Source organism: Streptomyces sp. NPDC054932 (genome assembly GCF_053610205.1).
Genome location: NZ_JBSGXU010000047.1, coordinates 1 through 20875 on the forward strand (window position 1 = coordinate 1; position 20875 = coordinate 20875).

20 protein-coding genes are annotated in these 20875 nt (G+C 71.7%); 9 read left to right on the forward strand and 11 right to left on the reverse strand.

The features are described from left to right. Positions 1-137 precede the first annotated feature (137 nt). Both ACWGE1_RS15635 and ACWGE1_RS15640 read right to left on the reverse strand, forming a co-directional pair. Positions 138-1751, reverse strand: coding sequence for an ABC transporter permease (locus ACWGE1_RS15635; RefSeq protein WP_453421039.1), 1614 nt, complete (start codon positions 1749-1751; stop codon positions 138-140). Next, complete coding sequence (locus tag ACWGE1_RS15640) at positions 1748-2641, reverse strand: ABC transporter ATP-binding protein (RefSeq protein WP_453421040.1); 894 nt, start codon at positions 2639-2641, stop codon at positions 1748-1750. Before ACWGE1_RS15640 ends, ACWGE1_RS15635 begins: the two co-directional genes overlap by 4 nt. 84 nt (positions 2642-2725) lie before the next feature. On the opposite strand from ACWGE1_RS15640, the gene ACWGE1_RS15645 reads away from it, so the two are divergent. From ACWGE1_RS15645 to ACWGE1_RS15665, 5 genes are all read left to right on the forward strand, one after another. Then, positions 2726-3238 carry a GbsR/MarR family transcriptional regulator gene (locus tag ACWGE1_RS15645; protein WP_453421076.1) on the forward strand — a complete coding sequence of 171 codons (513 nt, stop codon included), beginning with the start codon at positions 2726-2728 and terminating at the stop codon, positions 3236-3238. Positions 3239-3393: 155 nt separating this feature from the next. Beyond that, positions 3394-3813: a helix-turn-helix domain-containing protein gene (locus ACWGE1_RS15650; protein WP_453421077.1), complete on the forward strand. Its 420-nt coding sequence runs from the start codon at positions 3394-3396 to the stop codon at positions 3811-3813. Between the two features lie 10 nt (positions 3814-3823). Further along, on the forward strand, positions 3824-4240 hold the full coding sequence (locus tag ACWGE1_RS15655) for a VOC family protein (RefSeq protein WP_453421041.1): 417 nt from the start codon (positions 3824-3826) through the stop codon (positions 4238-4240). Between the two features lie 67 nt (positions 4241-4307). Further along, on the forward strand, positions 4308-6704 hold the full coding sequence (locus ACWGE1_RS15660; protein WP_453421042.1) for an ATP-binding cassette domain-containing protein: 2397 nt from the start codon (positions 4308-4310) through the stop codon (positions 6702-6704). Between the two features lie 139 nt (positions 6705-6843). Next, a complete protein-coding gene (locus ACWGE1_RS15665) occupies positions 6844-7542 on the forward strand; it encodes an alpha/beta hydrolase (protein WP_453421043.1) in 699 nt (232 codons plus the stop codon). On the opposite strand, the gene ACWGE1_RS15670 is transcribed toward ACWGE1_RS15665, so the two are convergent. Next, positions 7505-8071: a hypothetical protein gene (locus ACWGE1_RS15670; RefSeq protein WP_453421044.1), complete on the reverse strand. Its 567-nt coding sequence runs from the start codon at positions 8069-8071 to the stop codon at positions 7505-7507. The two genes, ACWGE1_RS15665 and ACWGE1_RS15670, sit on opposite strands and share 38 nt — an antisense overlap. Continuing rightward, complete coding sequence (locus tag ACWGE1_RS15675) at positions 8068-8901, reverse strand: diacylglycerol kinase (protein WP_453421045.1); 834 nt, start codon at positions 8899-8901, stop codon at positions 8068-8070. Before ACWGE1_RS15675 ends, ACWGE1_RS15670 begins: the two co-directional genes overlap by 4 nt. Positions 8902-9085: 184 nt before the next feature. Here ACWGE1_RS15675 and ACWGE1_RS15680 point away from each other — a divergent pair, with 184 nt between their 5' ends. From ACWGE1_RS15680 to ACWGE1_RS15695, 4 genes are all read left to right on the forward strand, one after another. Further along, the gene (locus ACWGE1_RS15680) at positions 9086-10369 is read left to right on the forward strand and encodes an adenylosuccinate synthase (RefSeq protein WP_362811320.1); all 1284 of its coding nucleotides are present in this window, start codon (positions 9086-9088) and stop codon (positions 10367-10369) included. A 174-nt stretch (positions 10370-10543) separates the two neighbouring features. Further along, on the forward strand, positions 10544-11038 hold the full coding sequence (locus ACWGE1_RS15685; RefSeq protein ID WP_453421046.1) for a carboxymuconolactone decarboxylase family protein: 495 nt from the start codon (positions 10544-10546) through the stop codon (positions 11036-11038). 121 nt (positions 11039-11159) lie between these two features. Next, on the forward strand, positions 11160-11984 hold the full coding sequence (locus tag ACWGE1_RS15690; protein ID WP_453421047.1) for a PP2C family protein-serine/threonine phosphatase: 825 nt from the start codon (positions 11160-11162) through the stop codon (positions 11982-11984). Between the two features lie 44 nt (positions 11985-12028). After that, entirely contained in the window at positions 12029-13015 is a 987-nt protein-coding gene (locus ACWGE1_RS15695) for an MASE1 domain-containing protein (RefSeq protein ID WP_453421078.1), read from the forward strand. A 41-nt stretch (positions 13016-13056) separates the two neighbouring features. Here the strand turns inward: ACWGE1_RS15695 and ACWGE1_RS15700 are convergent, their stop codons facing one another. From ACWGE1_RS15700 to ACWGE1_RS15730, 7 genes are all read right to left on the reverse strand, one after another. Next, positions 13057-14142 (reverse strand): S1C family serine protease, encoded by a 1086-nt coding sequence (locus ACWGE1_RS15700; RefSeq protein WP_453421048.1) that lies wholly within the window; start codon positions 14140-14142, stop codon positions 13057-13059. A gap of 186 nt (positions 14143-14328) precedes the next feature. Then, a complete protein-coding gene (locus ACWGE1_RS15705; protein WP_453421049.1) occupies positions 14329-15993 on the reverse strand; it encodes a hypothetical protein in 1665 nt (554 codons plus the stop codon). Positions 15994-16174: 181 nt separating this feature from the next. After that, positions 16175-17053 carry an alpha/beta hydrolase family protein gene (locus tag ACWGE1_RS15710; RefSeq protein WP_453421050.1) on the reverse strand — a complete coding sequence of 293 codons (879 nt, stop codon included), beginning with the start codon at positions 17051-17053 and terminating at the stop codon, positions 16175-16177. 171 nt (positions 17054-17224) lie between these two features. Further along, positions 17225-18445, reverse strand: a complete 1221-nt coding sequence (gene kynU, locus ACWGE1_RS15715) for a kynureninase (protein WP_453421051.1) — start codon at positions 18443-18445, stop codon at positions 17225-17227. Then, the gene (locus ACWGE1_RS15720) at positions 18438-19286 is read right to left on the reverse strand and encodes a tryptophan 2,3-dioxygenase family protein (protein WP_453421052.1); all 849 of its coding nucleotides are present in this window, start codon (positions 19284-19286) and stop codon (positions 18438-18440) included. The genes kynU and ACWGE1_RS15720 overlap by 8 nt, the downstream gene beginning before the upstream one ends. 166 nt (positions 19287-19452) lie before the next feature. Beyond that, positions 19453-19866 (reverse strand): DUF3151 domain-containing protein, encoded by a 414-nt coding sequence (locus tag ACWGE1_RS15725; RefSeq protein WP_361752303.1) that lies wholly within the window; start codon positions 19864-19866, stop codon positions 19453-19455. Between the two features lie 88 nt (positions 19867-19954). Then, positions 19955-20689: a ScbR family autoregulator-binding transcription factor gene (locus ACWGE1_RS15730; protein WP_453421053.1), complete on the reverse strand. Its 735-nt coding sequence runs from the start codon at positions 20687-20689 to the stop codon at positions 19955-19957. Positions 20690-20875 lie beyond the last annotated feature (186 nt).

Sequence of the window (20875 nt, forward strand, 5' to 3'; positions counted from 1 at the left end):
CAGTGGCGGGACGGGTACGTCATCCGGGGGCTGCAGCAGCTGCTCGTGGAGTTCTAGGGGGTGTCCGCAAAGTCCCGCCTGGCCCGCGACGCCCTCCGGGCGCCGGCGCTACTTTGCGGACACCCCCTGGGCCCGGGCTACGCGGTCATGTCGCGGCGGCGCAGGGCGCCGAGGCCCGCCGCGGTCAGGGCCGCCGCCAGGGCGGTCAGCGCCAGGAGCGGGGTCCGGTCCAGGGCCTGTGCGCCCGGCAGCCGGGGCAGATGGGCGAAGGGCGAGAGGTCCAGGACCGCCTGCGGGAGGTTCAGCGCCGGGCCGACCCAGCCCAGGGCCAGCACGCCCCCGGCCACCGCCCAGGCGGCCCCCGCGTACGCCGGGGCCGCGCCGTACAGCAGCGCCGCCAGTGCCCCGATCAGCCACACCGCCGGGAGCTGGGCGAGCGTGGCACCGATCGCCGCGCCCGGATCCCGGCCGTGCCCGAGGCCGAGGCCGGCTCCCGCCAGCAGCAGGATCAGCGCCGAGCCGCCGAAGGCCACGGCCAGGTGGCCGCCGGCCCAGCGCAGCCGGCCGACCGCGTTCGCGAGCAGCGGCTCCGCGCGCTGCCCCGACTCCTCGCCGCTCAGGCGCAGTACGGCCGCGACGGCGTACAGGGCGGCGACCATGCCGAACAGGCCGGCCATCGTGGCGAGGAAGGCGTCGGTGAGCGCGCCCTGCCCGCCCACCCCGCCCGGCTCGCCCGCCCCGCCCATCCGCTCGATGATCTCGCGGGTCCTGTCGTTGCCGCCGACCAGATCCGCGGCGCCGTCCGCCATCCCGCCGAAGACGGCCCCGGCGATCAGGAAGCCCGCGCTCCAGCCCAGTAGGCTGCCGCGCTGCAGCCGCCGGGCGAGTGCGCCCGCCGTACCCAGGCGCCCATCGGCCGGCCCCGGCCGCGACGGCAGGAAGCTCATCCCCAGGTCACGGCGCCCGGCCAGGGCATAGGCCGCGCCCGCCTGCACCGCGACGGCGGCGGCGAACAGGAGGAGCACCCACCAGCGTTCGGCGGCGAAGGCCCGTACGTTCTCCACCCAGCCGAGCGGCGAGGACCAGGTCAGGGCCGATCGCCCGCCCGCCGTACCGGCGTCGCCCGCGGCCTTCAGGACGAAGGCGGCGCCGAGCACGGCGGCCGTCGTCCCCTTGGCGGCGCGGGCACTCTCGGTCAGCTGGGCGGCGATGGCGGCCGTGCAGGCGAAGAGCATGCCGGTGGCGGCGACGGCCAGCCCGAGAGCGATCGCTCCGGGCGCGCCCCGCCCCGCGAGGCCTGCCGCGATGAGCAGGGCCACGCACGCATCGGCCACGAGGGCGGCGAGCAGCGCCGCGGTCAGTGGGGCCCGTCGCCCCACCATGGCGGCGGACAGCAGTTCCTGACGGCCGCTCTCCTCCTCCTCGCGGGTGTGCCGGATTACGATGACCAGGCTCATCACGGCCGCGAGGACGGCTGCGTGGACGCCGATCCGCCAGGCCGTCAGGCCGCCGAGGGAATCGCCGAAGACCGGCCCGTACAGGGCGCGCATCGAGCCGTTGGCGTTCATCGAGGCGGCGGTCCGGGCGCGTTCGGCGGCAGTGGTGTACACGCTGCCCAGCGAGCCGGGCATGCTCACCACCATGAGGGTGGTGACCGCGATCCACACCGGCATCACCACGCGGTCGCGGCGCAGGGCGAGCCGCAGCAGCGCCCCCGTGCCCGTCAATTGGCCGGTCGGCCGGGCGCTCATCGGGACGCCTCTTCGGTGTAGTGGCGCAGGAAGAGCTCTTCGAGGGTGGGCGGGGTCGAGGTCAGCGACCGCACCCCCGCCGCGGTGAGGGAGCGCAGTACGGCGTCCAGCTTGTCGGTGTCCGCCTGGAGGCGGACCTTCAGCCCCTGCACCTCGACGTCGTACACGCCCGGCAGGTGTGCGAGGCCGTTCGGCGGGGCGGCGAGTTCGGCGCTGATCGACGTACGGGTGAGGTGGCGCAGTTCGGCGAGGGTGCCGGTCTCCACGGTGCGGCCCTTGCGGATGATGCTGACCCGGTCGCAGAGGGTCTCGACCTCGCTGAGGATGTGCGAGCTGAGCAGGACGGTGCGCCCGGCGGCGCGGGCCTCGGTGACGCAGTCCTGGAAGACCTCCTCCATCAGCGGGTCGAGGCCGGAGGTCGGTTCGTCGAGGACGAGCAGTTCGGCGTCGGAGGCGAAGGCCGCGACGAGGGCGACCTTCTGCCGGTTGCCCTTGGAGTACGTGCGCCCCTTCTTGGTGGGGTCCAGTTCGAAGCGCGCGACGAGTTCGGCGCGGCGGGTCCGGTCGAGGCCGCCGCGGAGGCGCCCGTAGAGGTCTATGACCTCGCCGCCGGAGAGGTTGCGCCACAGGGTGACGTCTCCGGGAACGTAGGCGACGCGGCGGTGGAGGGGGACGGCGTCGGCCCAGGGGTCGCCGCCGAGCAGTTCGGCGGTGCCGGAGTCGGCGCGCAGCAGGCCCAGCAGGACGCGGATGGTGGTGGACTTGCCGGCGCCGTTGGGGCCGAGGAAGCCGTGGACCTCGCCGGTGGTGACCGAGAGGTCGAGTCCGTCCAGTGCACGGGTGCGGCCGAATGCCTTGTAAAGGCCGGCCACGCTGATTGCCTTCGTCATGCTTCCGAACGTACGCTCATTTCACAAACTTGTGAAGATTGAGAATCTCAAGAATCGCGTAAAGTCGGAGTCGTGGCGGATGACATGGCGGATGTGGAGTCGGGTACCGGTACCGGTACCGGGGGGCGGGACGGGGAAGCCGTCTCCCGGTTCGTGGAGCGGTTCGCCGCGCAGCTGACCGACGCCGGGATGCAGCGAATGGCCGCGCGCGTCTTCGCGCAGCTGCTGGCCAGCGACGGCGGGGCGCTCACCTCGGCCGAACTGGGCGAGGCGCTGCGGATCAGCCCGGCGGCCGTGTCCGGTGCCGTGTCCTACCTGACGCAGGTCAACATGGTCAGCCGCGAACGCGAACCGGGCTCACGGCGCGACCGGTACGTCCTGCACAACGAGCTCTGGTACGAGACCTTCACGCGCCGCGACCAGGTCCTGACCCTGTGGGAGAAGACCCTGCGCGAGGGCGCGGCCACCCTCGGCACGGACTCGCCCGCCGGGGCGCGCGTCGCGGAGACGGCGGCCTTCTTCGAGTTCATGCAGGGCGAGATGCTGGGCCTGATGGACCGCTGGCGGACCCACCGCGCGACCCTCGGCCTCGGCTGAGCGGGGCGGCCACCCGGCGACCCGGCCACCCGGCGGACCGGCGGACCGGATCCGGCGCCCCGGCGGAAGGATCCGGCTGACCGAATCCCGCCGGCCGGATCCGGAAGCACCGATACCCGCAGACGCGGCACCCCATGCGTGCCATGCTGGAACGCATGAACCTGGAGGACCTGGTACGGCTGCGCCGCGCCCGGGACATGATGGACCGCGAGTACGCGGAACCGCTGGACGTTCAGGCACTCGCCAACGTCGCCCTCATGTCGGCCGGACACTTCTCCCGCAGCTTCCGCGCCGCCTTCGGGGAAACCCCGTACAGCTACCTCATGACCCGCCGCGTCGAACGCGCGAAGGCCCTGCTGCGACGCGGCGACCTGAGCGTGACGGACGTCTGCTTCGCCGTCGGATGCACCTCGCTGGGGTCCTTCAGCTCGCGCTTCACCGAGCTCGTCGGCGAGACCCCCAGCGCCTACCGGGCCCGCAGCCACGACGACGGCGCGGCGATCCCGGCGTGCGTCGCCAAGGTCCTCACGCGACCGGTCAGGATCGGAGAAGCGAAATCCGCACCCTCCTCGTAGCGTCGACGGCATGGACATCAACCTCTCGCAGTGCTTCATCGCAGTCGACGACCACGACAAGGCGATCGCCTTCTACCGCGACACCCTCGGCCTGGAAGTCCGCAACGACGTCGGGTTCGAGGGGATGCGCTGGGTGACCGTCGGCTCCCCGGCGCAGCCGGACGTGGAGATCGTCCTCGAACCGCCGCTCGCCGACCCGGGCGCCTCGCCGGCCGACCGGCAGGCGATGGCCGAGCTGCTGGCCAAGGGCATGCTGCGCGGCGTGATCTTCTCCACCGACGACGTCGACGCCACCTTCGAACGCATCCGGGCCGCCGGCGCGGAGGTCGTGCAGGAGCCGGTCGACCAGCCGTACGGCGTCCGTGACTGCGCCTTCCGCGACCCGGCCGGGAACATGATCCGGTTCAACCAGCCCCGCAAGCCATAGCCGCCGACTGCCGCAGGAGTCCGCACAGGGGTCCGCACAGACGGCCCGCACGAGAGATGGAGACACGATGAGCAGGGCCCCCAAGCCGGACCCCACGTCGCCCGCGCCGCACGCTGCCGACAGCCACGGTCTGATCCGCGTGCACGGAGCGCGCGTGAACAACCTCAAGGACGTCAGCATCGAGATCCCCAAGCGCCGGCTGACGGTGTTCACCGGAGTCTCCGGTTCGGGCAAGAGCTCGCTGGTGTTCGACACGATCGCCGCCGAGTCCCAGCGGATGATCAACGAGACCTACAGCACCTTCGTGCAGGGCTTCATGCCGACGCTGGCCCGCCCCGAGGTCGACGTACTCGACGGGCTGACCACCGCGATCACCGTCGACCAGCAGCGGATGGGCGGCGACCCCCGCTCCACGGTCGGTACCGCGACCGACGCCAACGCGATGCTCCGCATCCTCTTCAGCCGGCTCGGCAAGCCCCACATCGGCCCGCCCAGCGCCTACTCCTTCAACGTCGCCTCGGTCCGGGCGAGCGGCGGGATCACGGTCGAGCGCGGCGCGGACAGGACGAAGACCGTGAAGGCGACCTTCTCCCGCACCGGCGGCATGTGCGTGCGCTGCGAGGGCCGGGGCTCGGTCTCCGACATCGACCTCACCCAGCTCTACGACGACTCCAAGTCGCTCTCCGAGGGCGCGTTCACCATCCCCGGCTGGAAGTCCGACAGCTTCTGGACCGTGCGGGTCTACGCCGAGTCCGGCTTCCTCGACCCGGACAAGCCGATCGCGAAGTTCACCAAGAAGGAGATGCAGGACTTCCTCTACCGGGAGCCCACCAAGGTGAAGGTCGAGGGCGTCAACCTCACCTACGAGGGACTCATCCCCAAGATCCAGAAGTCCTTCCTGTCCAAGGACAAGGAGGCGATGCAGCCGCACATCCGGGCCTTCGTGGAACGGGCGGTCACCTTCACCGTCTGCCCCGAGTGCGAGGGCAGCCGGCTCAGCGAGGGCGCCCGCTCGTCGAAGATCAAGAAGATCAGCATCGCCGACGCGTGCGCGATGCAGATCAGCGACCTGGCCGAGTGGGTCCGCGGCCTCGACGAGCCCTCGGTGGCCCCGCTGCTCACCGCGCTGCGGCTCACCCTCGACTCGTTCGTGGAGATCGGTCTCGGCTACCTCTCGCTCGACCGGGCGTCGGGGACGCTGTCGGGCGGCGAGGCGCAGCGCGTCAAGATGATCCGCCACCTCGGCTCCTCGCTCACCGATGTCACGTACGTCTTCGACGAGCCCACCATCGGTCTGCATCCGCACGACATCCAGCGCATGAACGACCTCCTGCTGCGGCTGCGCGACAAGGGCAACACCGTGCTCGTCGTGGAGCACAAGCCGGAGACCATCGCGATCGCCGACCACGTCGTCGACATCGGCCCCGGCGCGGGCACCGCGGGCGGCACCGTCTGCTACGAGGGCACCGTCGAGGGGCTGCGCTCCGGCGGCACCATCACCGGCCGCCACCTCGACGACCGGGCCAAGCTCAAGCCGTCGGTGCGCAGGCCCACCGGTGCGCTGGAGATCCGCGGGGCGACGGCGAACAACCTGCGCGACGTCGACGTCGACATCCCGCTCGGGGTGCTCACGGTCGTCACCGGTGTCGCCGGCTCCGGCAAGAGCTCGCTGCTGCACAAGTCGCTGTCCCCCGCCGCGGACGTGGTCTCGATCGACCAGGGCGCGATCCGCGGCTCGCGCCGGAGCAACCCGGCGACCTACACCGGGCTGCTGGACCCGATCCGCAAGGCGTTCGCCAAGGTCAACGGGGTGAAGCCGGCGCTGTTCAGCGCCAACTCCGAGGGCGCCTGCCCCAACTGCAACGGCGCCGGTGTCATCTACACCGACCTCGCGATGATGGCCGGGGTCACGACCACCTGCGAGGAGTGCGAGGGGAAGCGGTTCGAGGCGTCGGTGCTGGAGTACCACCTCGGCGGCCGCGACATCAGCGAGGTGCTCGCGATGTCGGTGACGGAGGCCGAGGAGTTCTTCGGCGCCGGCGAGGCCCACACGCCCGCCGCGCACCGCATCCTCACCCGGCTCGCCGACGTCGGGCTCGGCTACCTCAGCCTCGGCCAGCCGCTCACCACGCTGTCCGGCGGTGAGCGCCAGCGGCTCAAGCTGGCCACCCACATGGCGGAGAAGGGCGGCGTCTACGTGCTCGACGAGCCGACCACCGGCCTGCACCTCGCCGACGTGGAGCAGCTGCTCGGCCTGCTCGACCGGCTGGTCGAATCCGGGAAGTCGGTCATCGTCATCGAGCACCACCAGGCGGTCATGGCGCACGCCGACTGGATCATCGACCTCGGTCCCGGCGCCGGTCACGACGGCGGCCTGATCGTCTTCGAGGGCACCCCCGCCGACCTCGTGGCGGACCGCTCCACCCTCACCGGCGAGCACCTCGCGGCGTACGTCGGCGCCTGACCGGCCCTCGCCCACTGCCACCCTCAACCCCCACCCCTGCCGCCGCAGCCGGCGCCGCGCCGCTGCGGTGGCAGGGGTACGGGGAGCTGCCTGGCGTGGTCGGCGGATGCACGCGCCCCCGACCGAAAGTGCGATCTCCATGAGCGACAAGCCCGCCATCGTCCTGGTCCACGGCTTCTGGGGCGGCGCCGCCCACTGGGCCAAGGTCATCCCCGAGCTCCACCGGCGGGGCTTCGGCTCCCTGCACGCGGTGGAGAACCCGCTGACCTCGCTGGCCGACGACGCCGAGCGCACCCGCAGGATGGTCCGCCAGATCAACGGTCCGGTGCTGCTCGTGGGGCACTCGTACGGTGGCGCGGTCATCACCGAGGCCGGGGACCTGCCGAACGTGGCCGGACTGGTCTACGTGGCGGCATTCGCCCCGGACGCCGGGGAGAGCCCCGGGCAGATCAGCCAGGAGCTGCCGCCCGCGGCCTTCGAGAACATCGCGCCCGACTCGGACGGCTACCTGTGGATCAAGCAGGACAAGTTCCACGAGAGCTTCGCGCAGGACCTCACGGCCGAGGAGGCGCTGGTCATGGCCGTGACCCAGAAGGCACCGCTCGGCTCGACCTTCGGTGACACCGTCACCGCGCCCGCCTGGCGGTCGAAGCCCTCCTGGTACCAGGTGTCCACGGCGGACCGCATGATCCACCCGGACAACGAGCGGCGGATGGCCGACCGGATGAAGCCGCGCAAGGTGATCGAACTCGACGCGGGCCACGCCTCGCTCGCCTCGCAGCCCCGGCCGGTCGCCGACCTCATCGAAGCGGCGGCGCTTGCCCTGTCCGCGCCGTGACCGGGCGGGTCCGGCCGCGGCGCGCGGGCCGGGCGCGGCCCAGCCCGCCGGAGTGCGGGGCCCACAGGACCCCGCCCGCGGCCGGGTCGCCCGCGACCCGCACCACCTGAGTGGCCGGGGCGCTCTCCCTACGGGGCCACGGGCGCGGCGGCAGCACCCGCCGGCCCAGCGGGCCCAGGGTCAGCACGTGCCGCCCGCCGGCCAGCACCAGCACGGGCGGGCGCCACCCGGAGCGGACCACCACGGCCTCGTACGGGGTCCAGGTCACCGCGGGGTCCCGCAGCAGGCGCCGGACCCGCCGGACGGCGTACAGTTCCCGCGCCCCGAGCAGCACCGGGCTCAGCACCACGCCCAGGGACGCCGCCAGCACCGGCGGCCGGCCGAGCAGGGCCGCGACCACCACCGGCCAGCAGAACACCGGCAGCAGGCACAGCAGCAGCGCGTCGCGCCGCCAGTCGCCCAGCGCGTCGCGTATCTCCGCGGCTCCCGGTCCACCGGGAGCGCCGCCCGGTGCACCCTCTGTGGTCACCGGGGCACGGTGAGCGTCCATGCCGCGGGCCGCAGGGTCCACGTACGGCGCCGGACCGGGCCCGTCAGCGCCGCGTCCGCGCGGTAGCGGAAGTCCGCGCCCGACACGGTCACCGTCTTCGCCCGGGCCGTGACCGTCGCCTCGGCGGAGCCGCCGCCGCCCGTCCGGACCACGACCTCCGCCGGTCCGCCGTCGTCCCGGGTGCGAACCGAGACGTCCTCCACGGGCCGGTCCACGTCCGCCAGCAGCACCCCGTCGGCCTCGACCCGCAGCCGGTGCCGGCCCGTGGCCGCGCCGCCAGCCGCCGCCACCGGGCGGACCAGCGTCCGCACCAGCGACCGGTACGCGCTCCACACCGACGGCCCGGCGGGCCGCGGGACCCCGTGCACCGGCGGGATCCGCAGCGCGCCCAGCACGACCCCGTCGCTGTCGTCGACCAGCAGGTCGTAGCTGCGCACCGCCCCGTCGAGCACGGCCCGGGCGGCGGTGACGGCCGAAAGGGGCACGCCGAGGGACCTGGCCAGCCCCAGGGAGCCCACCGGGCCCACGGGGACCAGCGCCAGGGGGCCCTCCCCCAGCCCCCGCTCCCGGTGCAGCAGGCCCACGGCGCGCACCAGGGCGCGGTCGTCACCGACGATCACCAGCCGCCGATGGCCCCGGCGGGCAAGAGCCCGCGCAAATTCCTCCTGCGAATCCGGGAGGCAGATTTTCGCTGCCGCGCCCGCTGACAACACATCCTTCGCGATCCGCACGGACTCGCCGTCAAGACGGCGGGCGACCGGGTCGACGAGCACGAGCAGGCCGCCTACCGGCGCGCCCGCTTGGCTCATGGTGGGCTCTGGAGCCGACACCTCGGTCCTTCCTCGGGTAGCATCTTTGTGCAAGAGGCCCTTGCGCTATTGCGCCAGGGCCTTCGTCTATTCCGGGGTACCGGTCCGACGGCTCAGCCTGCGGTGTACATCGTCGTACGCCCCCTGACCTTGGACATGCCCCATCCGGAAGAGGTGTACGCCTGTGCCCGCTCTTGTGCTGCTCGGAGCTCAGTGGGGTGACGAGGGCAAGGGAAAGGCCACCGACCTGCTCGGTGGATCCGTTGACTATGTAGTGCGCTACCAGGGCGGCAACAATGCCGGCCACACGGTCGTCGTGGGCGACCAGAAGTACGCACTGCACCTTCTCCCTTCCGGCATCCTCTCCCCCGGATGCACCCCGGTCATCGGTAACGGTGTCGTCGTCGACCCGGCCGTCCTGCTCTCCGAGCTGCGCGGTCTGAACGAGCGCGGCATCGACACCTCCAAGCTGCTCATCAGCGGCAACGCGCACCTGATCACGCCGTACAACGTCACCCTCGACAAGGTCGGCGAGCGCTTCCTCGGTAAGCGCAAGATCGGTACGACCGGTCGCGGCATCGGCCCGACGTACGCGGACAAGATCAACCGCGTCGGCATCCGCGTCCAGGACCTGTACGACGAGTCGATCCTCATCCAGAAGGTCGAGGCGGCGCTGGAGGGCAAGAACCAGCTCCTCGCGAAGCTGTACAACCGCCGCGCGATCGACGCCGCCCAGATCGTCGAGGAGATGCTCCAGTACGCGGAGCAGATCAAGCCGTACGTCGCCGACACCACCCTGATCCTCAACAACGCGCTCGACGAGGACAAGGTCGTGCTGTTCGAGGGCGGACAGGGCACCCTGCTCGACGTCGACCACGGCACCTATCCCTTCGTCACCTCGTCCAACCCGACCGCCGGCGGCGCCTGCACCGGCACCGGCGTGGGCCCGACGAAGATCAGCCGTGTCATCGGCATCCTCAAGGCCTACACGACCCGAGTCGGCGCGGGCCCGTTCCCGACCGAGCTGTTCGACCAGGACGGCGAGGACCTGCGCCGCATCGGCGGCGAGCGCGGCGTGACCACCGGACGTGACCGCCGCTGCGGCTGGTTCGACGCGCCGATCGCACGTTACGCCACCCGCGTGAACGGTCTCACCGACTTTTTCCTCACCAAGCTGGACGTACTGACCGGCTGGGAGCAGATCCCGGTCTGCGTCGCGTACGAGATCGACGGCAAGCGCGTCGAGGAGCTGCCGTACTCGCAGACGGACTTCCACCACGCGAAGCCGATCTACGAATACCTCCCCGGCTGGTCCGAGGACATCACCAAGGCCAAGACCTTCGAGGACCTCCCGGCGAACGCCCAGGCGTACGTCAAGGCCCTGGAGGAGATGTCGGGCGCCCCGATCTCCGCGATCGGCGTCGGCCCCGGCCGTACCGAGACGATCGAGATCAACTCGTTCCTCTAGGCCCCGGTCCGAAGGACAGGACCCGGTCCACCCCGAGGGGCGGCAGGCGCACGGGCGCCCGCCGCCCCTCGGGCGTTCCCGGGGCGGCGCGGAGAAGAAATTTCCCGCCCCCTGTCACATCCGTGCGCTCCCCTCCGTCAGTGCTGTACAGACACCGGCCGAAGGAGAGCAGCCATGACCCACACGCACCCCTCCATTTCGCGGATGCCCGACCCGGCCGCATTCGTCCCCGAGCTGAACGACATCAGCGCCGCCCTCTTCCGGGCCACGGGCAACCGCTCGGTGCCGCGGACCACGATGAGCCTGGTCCACCTGCGCGCCGGGCAGATCGTCGGCAACACCTACCTGACCGTCCTGAACACCGGTTTCCTGCGCAAGGCCGGGGAGTCCGAGGAGCGCATCACGGCGGTCTCCTCCTGGCAGGACGCCCCCTTCTTCACGGACGCCGAGCGCGCCGCCCTCGCCCTGGTGGAGGCCACCCTCCAGCCCGCCCCGCACGGCAGGGAGCGGGTCGGCGACGAGCTGTACGCCGAGGTCGCCGCGCACTACGACGAGAAGGCCCTCGCCACCCTCACCATCGCGATCGGGCAGATCAACTTCTTCATCGCCCTGGCGGTCATCGGCAAGCCGCAGCCGGTCGGCTCGCTGGCCGACGAGCAGTGGGGCTGAGCTGCCCGCCCGCGGGCGGGCACGATCTCGGGGGGCGGGGTCCGGGTGGGCGGAAATATGATGTGCACGGGCTTTTCGCGCAGCGGAAGCAGGGACGGATGGATGCACTTCGGAGCGTTCCGTGACCCCTCGCCGCGCCCCCAGGATCGCCAGCGACGACCTGCTCAGCACGCTCGGGCGGCTCGCCGACCAGGCGCGCCGCGGGGTCGAGCTGCAACAGGCCCGGGTCGACCTCGCCGAGGCGCTGCAGAGCGAGATGCTGCCCGCCTCGCTGCCGGCGCTGCCGGGGCTGCGGACCGCCGCCCGGTACTCGCCCGCCCGGAACGGCCTGGACATCGGCGGCGACTGGTACGACGGCTTCCGGCTGCCCGAGGGCGCCCTCGCCTTCTGCATCGGTGACGTCCAGGGGCACGATGTGGAGGCGGCCGCCTTCATGGGCCAGGTGCGGATCTGTCTGCGCGCCGTGGCCGCCGTCGTCGTCGATCCGGGCGAGGTCCTGAGCCGGGCCAACGAGGTGCTGCTCTCCATGGACCGCGAACTGTTCGCGACCTGCAGCCTGCTCCGCTTCGATCCGGAGACCCGGGAGCTGGAGACCGCCCGGGCCGGACACATTCCGGCGGTCTGGGCCACCGTGGACGGCGAGTACGGCATCGCCGAGGACGACGGCGGCCTCCCGCTGAACCTGATGCCCGGGGCCGGGTACGCGGTGACCCGGCGCCGGCTGACGAAGGCGGGTTCGATCGTCCTGCTCACCGACGGCGTGGTCGAGGGGCCGAAGTTCCCGATCGAGGAGGGCCTGGAGCGGGTGAGCCGGGTCGTCCGCGAGGCGGCGGGCGCCGATCCGGGCGAACTGGCCGCCGAAGTGATGAGGGTGGCCGACTCCACCGGCCACACCGATGACGCCGCCGTGCTCGTCCTCAGCCACGACGCCGCCGGAGCCCGGTAGCGCGTGTCACGGCCCGGCCCGACGCCGGGCTGTTGTCTGATGCTGTGGTGCGCATCGAGGGATGGCGACGTCTGCCCGCAGTTCTGCTACCGATCCTCGCCGTGGCCATCGCCTACTACGTGGGCGGTCGGATCGGCCTGCGCCAGCGTGTGGTCGTCGACGGTGCCGAGGTCACGCCGCTGTGGCTGCCGACCGGCATCGCACTGGCCGCCCTGCTCTGGCTGGGCCTGCGGGTGTGGCCCGGCATCGCCCTCGGCACGTACCTCGCCATCGAACGGATCAGCGACTTCGATGCGCCCGGCCTCGGCATCGTCGCGGGCAACACCCTCGCCCCCGTGTGCGCGTACCTGATGCTCCGCAGGGTGGGGTTCCGCGTCGAGATGGACCGGCTGCGGGACGCGCTGGCCCTGGTCTTCCTGGGCGGTCTGCTGCCGATGCTGATCAGCGCGACGATCGGGACCTGGACGCTGGTGCTCTCCGGGGACCTGCCGATCGACCAGTTCTGGCCCGTCTGGGCGGCCTGGTGGGCCGGGGACGCGATGGGCGTGCTCGTGGTGACCCCGATGCTGCTCGTCCTGCGCCGGGTCCGTATCCGGCGGCCCGGTGAGGGCTTCCGCGCGGCCGAGGCGGCGGCCCTGGCGGCCACCACCGTGGCCGTCACCCTCGTGGCCACCCGGACCCCGCTCTCCCTGCTCTTCCTCGTCTTCCCGCTGATCATCTGGGCGGCCGTACGGTTCCAGCTCGCCGGGAGCGCGCCGTGCACCGTGGTCGTGTCGGTCCTGGCGATCTCGGCGGCGACGGAACGCGCCGGCCAGTTCGCCGACCGCACCCTCCTGGAGATCATGGTCAATCTCCAGGCCCTCAACGGGGCGGCAGCCCTGACCGGGCTGCTGCTGTCGGCCATGGTCACCGAGCAGAACAACGTCCGCCTGAAGGTCGAGCAGGTCTGCGAGGACCTGGCCGAACTGGTGGAGCACCTGGCCCCGGGAAAGAAGCCGGACCGCTGGACCGAGCCGCCGGACGCCCGCTAGGGGGCGTCCGGATCCGGGAGACGGCCCGGAAAACCGGGGACTCAGCTGCTGGGAGCGGGAGCCGGGCCCTTTTCGAGGACGAGGTCCGACGTCCAGGCCTCACCGAACTTGGTTTCCTTCCCGTCGGCGTTGAAGGAGTACACGCCCTCCAGCGGGATCTTCTCGCCGCCCGGCGAGGACTGGAGGACGTCGCAGACCTCGGCGACCGTCGCCACCGGGGTGTCCTTCATGGCGGTCACCACGTCCCCGGTGCTCAGATTGGCCTTCGCCACGGGCGAGTTCGTGCGGGCACTGACGACGAACACCCCGGTCACACCCTTGTCGATCAGCCGCTGCTGATCCTTCTCCACGCTGGCCTGCTCCTCCTCGACGAAGTACGCGCTCAGTTCCGGGTCGTCCAGCGCCACGATCCCCCAGCCGGGGTCGTTCTTCGTGACTCCGGTGGCCAGGCTGTCGAGCACCGGCCGGGCGTGGTCGGCGCTGATGGCGTAGAACTGCCCCTGCACTTCACCCGTGGCGGCCAGCGAGTTGATCCCGACGACCTTCCCCTGGCCGTTCAGCAGCGGGCCACCGGAGTTGCCCGCGTTCACGGTCGCGGAGTGCTGGATCGTGGCGGGATAGCGCGTCATCGAGGTCGACGGCTCGGCGTCCACGACGTTCGGGTTCTGCACCGAGCCAGCCGTGTAGATGGCCTTCTGGTTGGCCGTGCTGAGCCCTTGCGGGTAGCCGAGGGCGGTGACCGTGTCGGCGATCTCGACGTCCTTGCTCTCGCCGAATTCCAGCGCCTTCAGGTCGTCCGGCTTCGTGGTGAAGGCCAGGACCGCCAGGTCCTCACAGGGGTCGATGCCGACCACGCGGGCCGCCACCGGCGGCTGGTCATTGACCGAGACCTTCAAGGAGGGCTCGTCCACCACCACATGGGCATTGGTGGCGATGAGTCCCCTCTCCTCGTCGTAGACGAAGCCGCTTCCCTCTGCGTACTTCCCCACGACGTGCACGGTGCCCGGCGCCGCCTGCTCGTAGATCTTCTTCGGGTCCTTGTCGTCGGCGGAGGCCGACGGGACGACCAGAGCCCCGAGCACCACTGTCGCGGCGGCCAACACGGCGCCACTGTGCTGCACCTTCATAGGTCCGCACCCTTCCAGAGGACGGATCCCTCTTTCAGGCTAGTCCCGAGGTTCCCGGGTGTCCTGGCAAGACCCGGTGGTTGAGCGTTCCACAAAGTGACGGACCGTCGGTGGGCATGTGCCGGAACGCACGAGCGCCCCGGAAACGGATTCCGGGGCGCCCGTGCGGCGACTGGCGACTGGCGACTAGTTGGTCTCGTAGTAGCCGAAGACGTCGATCACCAGGTCGGTGGTCGCCCACTCCTCCCAGCTCTGGTTGAAGAAGTCGACGATGCCGTTCTCGCCGGCGCTCGCCTGGACCAGGTTCGGGACGGTCTTGCCCTTCATCCAGTTCAGGGTGGAGGAGCTGGGAGCGTCCTGCGCCACGTCGCGGTCGTTCTTGTAGTCGTCGGCCGAGTTCCCGTCCGGCGCGACCGAGAGGTAACCGGTGTTCGCGGTGTTGGTGACCGTGGTGTTCAGCACGTAGCCCGAGACACCGTCGTCCTCGGGCAGGGGGGTGAAGAACACGGGCAGGTAGTAGCCGCCGGGGATCGGCTTGTTGTTCGTGCGGGTGTCCAGCCGGCGGACCGGGCCGACCGGCACGAACGCGCCCTTGCTGTTCGCGCTGTAGTAGCCGACCACGTCGACGACGACGTCGGTCCCGGCCCAGGCACCGTTGTGGATGTTGATGTTGCCGCCGGTGCCGACGGGGACGATCACCGAGTTCGCGATCGTCTGACCGGCGCTGAAGTTCAGGCTGGAGGTGTCCGGCGCCGACTGACCGGTCGGGTACACGGTCAGGTGACCGTACGCCTTCGGGTTGGTGACGGTGACGTTCAGCGCGACGGCGGTGACGTCCTGGGGCACGCCGTTGAGACCGCTGATCCGGGTGCTGAAGCCGGCCTGCCCGCCCAGCTGTCCCCTGACGGTGCCGAGGCCCTCGCGGGTGTCGACGAAGCGGACCGGGGTCATCGGGGTGTAGCCGCTCGACGCCTTCTGCGTGAAGTAGCCGCTGACGTCGGCGATCACGTCGACCGAGCCGCCCCAGCTGCCGTTGAACAGGTCGACGTAGCCGTTCTTGCCGACCGGCACGATCACCTGGTTCGGAACGGTCTGACCGGCCTGGAAGTTGACGTTCGACGTCTCCTTGCGCTCACCGTCCTCCGGGAAGGCGGTGATGAACCCGGAGTCGGTCGGGTTGGTGACGGTCACGTTGAGGACGACGGCGGTGACCCCCTGCGGGATGCCGCCGTTGCCGCCGATCTTCACCCGGGTCATGCCGCGCGCCGGGACCTTGCCCGCCGCCGGCACACCGGTGCCGGTACGGGTGTCCAGCAGGCGGGTGGGGGCGTACGGCGTGAACTCGGAGCCCGAGGTGCTGACCGGGAGGTTGTTGACGACCTCGACGCCGTTCACGGCGTCCGTCACCGTGACCTTGACGTTGTACTCGCCGAGTTCCGCGTAGGTGTGCTTGTGCGTCAGCTGGCCGGCGCCGGAGGCGGGGACGACGTCCTGCGTGTTGTCGCCCCAGTTGACGGTGACGGTCAGCGAAGCGGTCTCGCTGATGAGGTCGGTCACCAGCTGCAGCCCGTGGGCGGTGGGGCTGGTGGCCGTCAGGACCATGTTCAGGTCCGGGTTGCCCCCGGCCGCGGCCGCGGCCTTGCCCTTGGCGGCCGGCAGGGTCGAGCGCACCGACTTCTCGGCCGGGCTCTTGAAAGTCTTGGAGTTCGACGCCGCGGCCTTGCCGAGGTCGAAGCCGGGCGCCGAAGCGGCCGGCGCGATGGGCTCGGCCGCGTGGGCCAGACCCGGTGTGAGACCAACGCTGGCCGCGATGACGGCGACAGCGGATACTACGAGACGGCGACTGCGCACCGGCCCCCCCATTTTTGAACGTGCTCAGGATTGAGGCTCCAGAGTACATAGATCCTTAAGCAATCTCACCAAATATTCATACGAACGTGCGGAGTTGGCGCGATTCTGTCCAGCACTGCACCCAATGTCCGGCCGAATGCACAGGGCGGGAAAGGGCAGCAGCGCGCGGCGGCCCGTCCGCTCACCAGGCCAGCTGCGAGATCTCCTCGGCGACCACCGCGCACGCGTCCGCCGCCGGGTCGATCAGCGGGAAGTGACCCACCGCGTCGAGGAGGGTCAGCCCCACCATCTCCCCCGCCTTCGCGGCCGCCGCCACGTACGCCTCGGCCACCTGGTGCGGGACCACGATGTCGTCCCGGCCGTGCACCACCGCCGTGGCGATCCCCGTCGGCAGCAGCGCCGCCGGATCGGCGTACGGCAGCCGCTCGTCCCAGTGCTCCGGCCCGCCCAGCAGCTGCGCGCTCGCCCCGCCGCACACCCCCAGCTCCTGCGCCACCGCGAAGTCCGCGATCGGGGCCAGCGCCACCACGCCGCGCAGCACCGGCGCGGAGGGCAGCCTCCACGGGGAGCCGGCCGGCAGGACGTGCCGGGCGGCGGCCCACAGCGCGAGGTGACCGCCGGCCGAGTGGCCGGTGACGACCGTGCGGCGGACATCGGCCTGCGGGAGCGCGGTCTCGGCGAGGCCGGGAAGGGCGTCCATCGCGGCGGCCACGTCGTCGAAGGTCTCCGGCCAGCGTCCGGCGACCGGTCCCTCGGCGTTCTGGTGCGGCAGGGAACTGCCACGCCGGTACTCGACGTTGGCGACGGCGAAACCCCGCCGGGCCAGGAAGTCCGCGAAGGGGGTGACGTGCTGCCGGTCGTACGGAGCGCGCCACGCGCCCCCGTGCAGGAGCACCACGAGCGGGACCGGGCCCCGGTCTTCACCGCGAGGGGCGTAGAAGTCGACGACGTGGTCGGGGTGCTCCCCGTACGCGGCGGTCGCGTCCGGCGCCACGGCCGGATGGGCGAAGGCCGAGGCGGCCTCGGCGGCATCCCGTTCCACGGCGGCGGGGTCCGTCATCGGCTCAACCTTTCGGTAACGCGTGGGACAGCGGGGACAGATGTTCCGGTGTTCCGGCAGAGCGGGACCGTATCAGTCTGGAACAGGCCGTTCCGTGCAGGGGCCGGAAAATGACCGGGCGGACGGGGCCGCGGCCCCGTCCGCCCGGTGATGTGACGTTTCGCTAGCGAGTCACCCGAAAATGTGACCCAGTGTGCGTGCGGCACGCTCGGCGTCGGCGAATCCGACGTACAGCGGGGTGAAGCCGAAGCGCAGGACGTCGGGCGCACGGAAGTCGCCGATGACGCCCCGGGAGATGAGCTCCGCCATGACCTCACGGGCGTTCTCGGTCCGCAGCGAGATCTGGCTGCCGCGGCGCTCGTGCTCGGCCGGGGTGACCGACTCGACCCGGCCCTGCGGGACGTAGGCCGCCACGCATTCGAGGAAGAAGTCGGTGAGTGCGAGGGACTTGGCCCGTACGGCTTCCACGGACACCCCGTCCCACGCGTCGAGCGCCGACTCCAGGGCCAGCATGGACAGGATGTCCGGCGTGCCGACGCGCCCTCGGGTCGCGCCCTGCGCCGCCTCGAAGGCCGGGGTCATCGCGAACGGATCCGCGTGGCCGTTCCAGCCCGGGAGCGGGGAGTCGAAGCCGGCCTGGTGGCGGGCCGCGATGTACAGGTACGCGGGCGCGCCGGGGCCGCCGTTGAGGTACTTGTACGTGCAGCCGACCGCGAGGTCGACGGCGTGCGCGTCGAGACCGACGGGCAGGGCCCCGGCGGAGTGGCACAGGTCCCAGACCGTGACCGCCCCGGCGGCGCGGGCCGCCGCGGTGAGGGCGGGGAGGTCGTGGAGCCGGCCGCTGCGGTAGTCGACGTGGTTGAGCAGGACCACGGCGGTGTCCGCGTCCATGGCCCCGGCCGCGTGCGAGGGGTCCACCGGGGTGACGGTCAGGCCCGTCATCCGGGCCGCCGACTCCGCGATGTAGCCGTCCGTGGGGAAGGTGGCGGCGTCGACCAGCAGCTTGGTCCGGCCGGGGGCCGCGAGGCGGGCGGCTCCGACGAGGGCCTTGAAGAGGTTGACGCTGGTGGAGTCACCGACGACCACCTGGCCGGGGGCCGCGCCGATGAGCGGGGCGAGCTTGTCGCCTATCCGCTCGGGTGCGGTCCACCAGCCGCTCTCGTCCCAGGACCGGATGAGCAGCTCGCCCCACTGCCGGGCGACGACGTCGGCGGTGGTGTCCGCGACACCGGCCGGGAGGGCGCCGAGCGAGTTGCCGTCCAGGTAGACGACCCCGTCGGGGAGGGTGAAGCGCTCGCGGAGCTTGCCGAGGCCGTCGGCCGCGTCCAGCTCGGCCGCGCGGCTCCCGAGGTCCGCCGCGATGTCCGTGGAGGTGCGGGCGGCGTCAGACATGGCTGCGCGCCGTCCAGAGCTCCGGGAAGACGTTCTTCGTCGCGCGCTTCTCCAGCCAGGTCACACCGGCCGAGCCGCCCGTGCCCGTCTTCGCGCCCATCGCGCGGCGCGTGGCGACCAGGTGGTCGTTGCGCCAGCGCCAGACGAGCTCCGCGACGTCGGTGAGGACCTCACCGAGGCGGTGCAGGTCCAGGTGCTCGTCCGGGGCGGCGTAGAGGCCGGTCCAGACGGCCTCGACCTCGGCCGAGGGCTCGTAGCGCAGCGAGAGGTCACGGTCGAGGACGGCTTCCGGGACCGGGAGGCCGCGGCGGGCGAGCAGGCGCAGCACCTCGTCGTAGAGGCTGGGCTCGTGCAGGGCCTTCTCCAGCTCCGCGTGGACGCGCGGGGCGCCCCGGTGCGGGACCAGCATGGAGGAGGACTTCTCGCCGAGCAGGAACTCCATGCGGCGGTACATCGCCGACTGGAAACCGGAACCTTCGCCGAGGGCGGCGCGGTAGGCGTTGAACTGTCCCGGGGTGAGCTGGGCGAGCGGGCGCCAGGAGGCGTTGAGGGCCTCCAGCTCACGGAGGGAACGTTTCAGCGCATCCATCGCGACCGGGATGCGGTCCTCGCGCAGGGCCTTCGCGGCGGTTTCCCACTCGTGGACGATGACCGTGAACCACAGCTCCATGACCTGGGTGGTGACCAGGAAGACCATCTCGCCCGGGTCGTCCGAACGGAGGTGCTGGAGGTGGGTGAGAACGTCCGCCTGGACGTAGTCCTCGTACGGGGTGGTGCCGTCGAAGTCGAGGTTCGGGGTGTCCGACCCGCCGACTCCGGAGGCATCAAGGGTTTTCGACATCGCTGTCTCCTCGACACGTGCTTCCGGGTAGCGGTCCGCCCCTTCCGTGAGGTGAGTGGAGCCCCGGTCCCCTGCCCGCAGCATAGGACACCGTCGCGGCAGCGCTCCAGCGGAGAGTGACACAGACCACACAATTTCGGTCCGTGCCACTCCCCGCCGTACCGACTCAGGCGCTCAGCGTGTCCGCGGCGGTCGGGGACGAGTCGCGCAGGAAGGTCGAGCAGCGCTCGTACTCCTCCTTCTCGCCGATGGCCCCGGCCGCACGGGCCAGGGCGTGCAGGGCGCGCAGGAAGCCGCGGTTCGGCTCGTGCTCCCACGGGACCGGGCCGTGGCCCTTCCACCCGGCGCGACGCAGGGCGTCCAGGCCGCGGTGGTAGCCCGTACGGGCATAGGCGTACGACTCGACCGTGCTGCCGGCGGCGAAGGCCTCGTCGGCGAGGATCGCCCAGGCGAGGGACGAGGTGGGGTGCGCGGCCGCCACCTCTACGGCCGGGGTGCCGGCGGCGATGGCCTCGCGGCCCGGCTCGTCGGGCAGGTGGGTGGGGGCGGGGCCCCCGAGCAGGTTCTGGTGAATGGACATGCCCCCAGTCTGCCGGGCCGCTGCCGCCGGACCGACCGGTGGCGCGTCGCAGCCCGCGTCACAGCCCGCGCCGCACCCCGCGCCGGGATCAGCCGGAGCCGGACGCTGCCGCGGCTTCCGAGGACGCGGTCGATGCGGTCGACGTGGCCGACGTGCTCGAACAGTCGCACCGGTGGGAGTTCGGACCGTGCAGCACCCGCGCGCCGCGGCCCGGCGCGGTGTCGAGCCGGCCCGCCACTCCCGGCACCACCACGCTCGGCATCACGCTCGCGTAGAGCGCCGCGACCTCCCGGTCCAGTTCGAGCCCGAGGGTCTGCGCCATCACGTTGAGCCCGGCAAAAGCCCCGACCACGAGCCGCGCGGGCCCCGACGGGTCCACGTGCGGGAGCAGTTCGCCGCGCTCCTTCGCCTCCACCATCAAGGCGGTGTGCAGGTCGATCCACCGCTGGTACGGCGCCGCCCGGTCCAGTTCCCGGCCGTTCTGCTCCAGGGTGAGGCGGGCGCTGCCCCGCATCAGTACGTCGTGCCGGAGGCGGTGCGAGAAGACCATGCCGACGTCGATGAACTCCTGTGCCTTGAACTCCTGGGGCGTGAACGGCGCGTGCATGCTGACCTGGGCGTCGATCACGGCCTGCGCCAGGTCTTCCTTCGAGTCGAAGTGGAAGTAGAGCGCGCCCTTGGTGACGTTGGCGAGCTTGACGATCTCCGTCAGCTTGGCCGCGCCGTAGCCCCGGTCCTCGAAGACCACGGCGGCTGCTTCCAGGATGGCCCGGCGGGTCCGCACCGCGCGGTCCTGCTTCACCTGCGTTCGCTCGGCCCTCATGTGCACCTGCCCCCTCTTGCCACGCCCCCGGTCGATCCGCAGTACGTGCCCCCGACACCTACCGCCGTGGGCAGTTCACACCATCGTGCGGCCACCGTCCACCGCCCCCTGTTCGCCGCCGCCGTCATCCCCGGCAGGGCGTACGCCGAAGGGCCCGGCCTCCGTCACGGGACGGGGGCCGGGCCC

Excerpts from the sequence above, each read along its gene's own strand:
- ACWGE1_RS15700 (WP_453421048.1), bottom strand. The coding sequence starts at position 14,142 with ATGAAGGTGCAGCACAGTGGCGCCGTGTTGGCCGCCGCGACAGTGGTG.
- ACWGE1_RS15720 (WP_453421052.1), bottom strand. The coding sequence starts at position 19,286 with ATGTCGAAAACCCTTGATGCCTCCGGAGTCGGCGGGTCGGACACCCCG.
- ACWGE1_RS15675 (WP_453421045.1), bottom strand. The coding sequence starts at position 8,901 with ATGAGCCAAGCGGGCGCGCCGGTAGGCGGCCTGCTCGTGCTCGTCGAC.
- ACWGE1_RS15635 (WP_453421039.1), bottom strand. The coding sequence starts at position 1,751 with ATGAGCGCCCGGCCGACCGGCCAATTGACGGGCACGGGGGCGCTGCTG.
- ACWGE1_RS15725 (WP_361752303.1), bottom strand. The coding sequence starts at position 19,866 with ATGTCCATTCACCAGAACCTGCTCGGGGGCCCCGCCCCCACCCACCTG.
- ACWGE1_RS15640 (WP_453421040.1), bottom strand. The coding sequence starts at position 2,641 with ATGACGAAGGCAATCAGCGTGGCCGGCCTTTACAAGGCATTCGGCCGC.
- ACWGE1_RS15730 (WP_453421053.1), bottom strand. The coding sequence starts at position 20,689 with ATGAGGGCCGAGCGAACGCAGGTGAAGCAGGACCGCGCGGTGCGGACC.
- ACWGE1_RS15650 (WP_453421077.1), top strand. The coding sequence starts at position 3,394 with ATGAACCTGGAGGACCTGGTACGGCTGCGCCGCGCCCGGGACATGATG.
- ACWGE1_RS15685 (WP_453421046.1), top strand. The coding sequence starts at position 10,544 with ATGACCCACACGCACCCCTCCATTTCGCGGATGCCCGACCCGGCCGCA.
- ACWGE1_RS15655 (WP_453421041.1), top strand. The coding sequence starts at position 3,824 with ATGGACATCAACCTCTCGCAGTGCTTCATCGCAGTCGACGACCACGAC.
- kynU (WP_453421051.1), bottom strand. The coding sequence starts at position 18,445 with ATGTCTGACGCCGCCCGCACCTCCACGGACATCGCGGCGGACCTCGGG.
- ACWGE1_RS15645 (WP_453421076.1), top strand. The coding sequence starts at position 2,726 with ATGGCGGATGTGGAGTCGGGTACCGGTACCGGTACCGGGGGGCGGGAC.
- ACWGE1_RS15660 (WP_453421042.1), top strand. The coding sequence starts at position 4,308 with ATGAGCAGGGCCCCCAAGCCGGACCCCACGTCGCCCGCGCCGCACGCT.
- ACWGE1_RS15710 (WP_453421050.1), bottom strand. The coding sequence starts at position 17,053 with ATGACGGACCCCGCCGCCGTGGAACGGGATGCCGCCGAGGCCGCCTCG.
- ACWGE1_RS15665 (WP_453421043.1), top strand. The coding sequence starts at position 6,844 with ATGAGCGACAAGCCCGCCATCGTCCTGGTCCACGGCTTCTGGGGCGGC.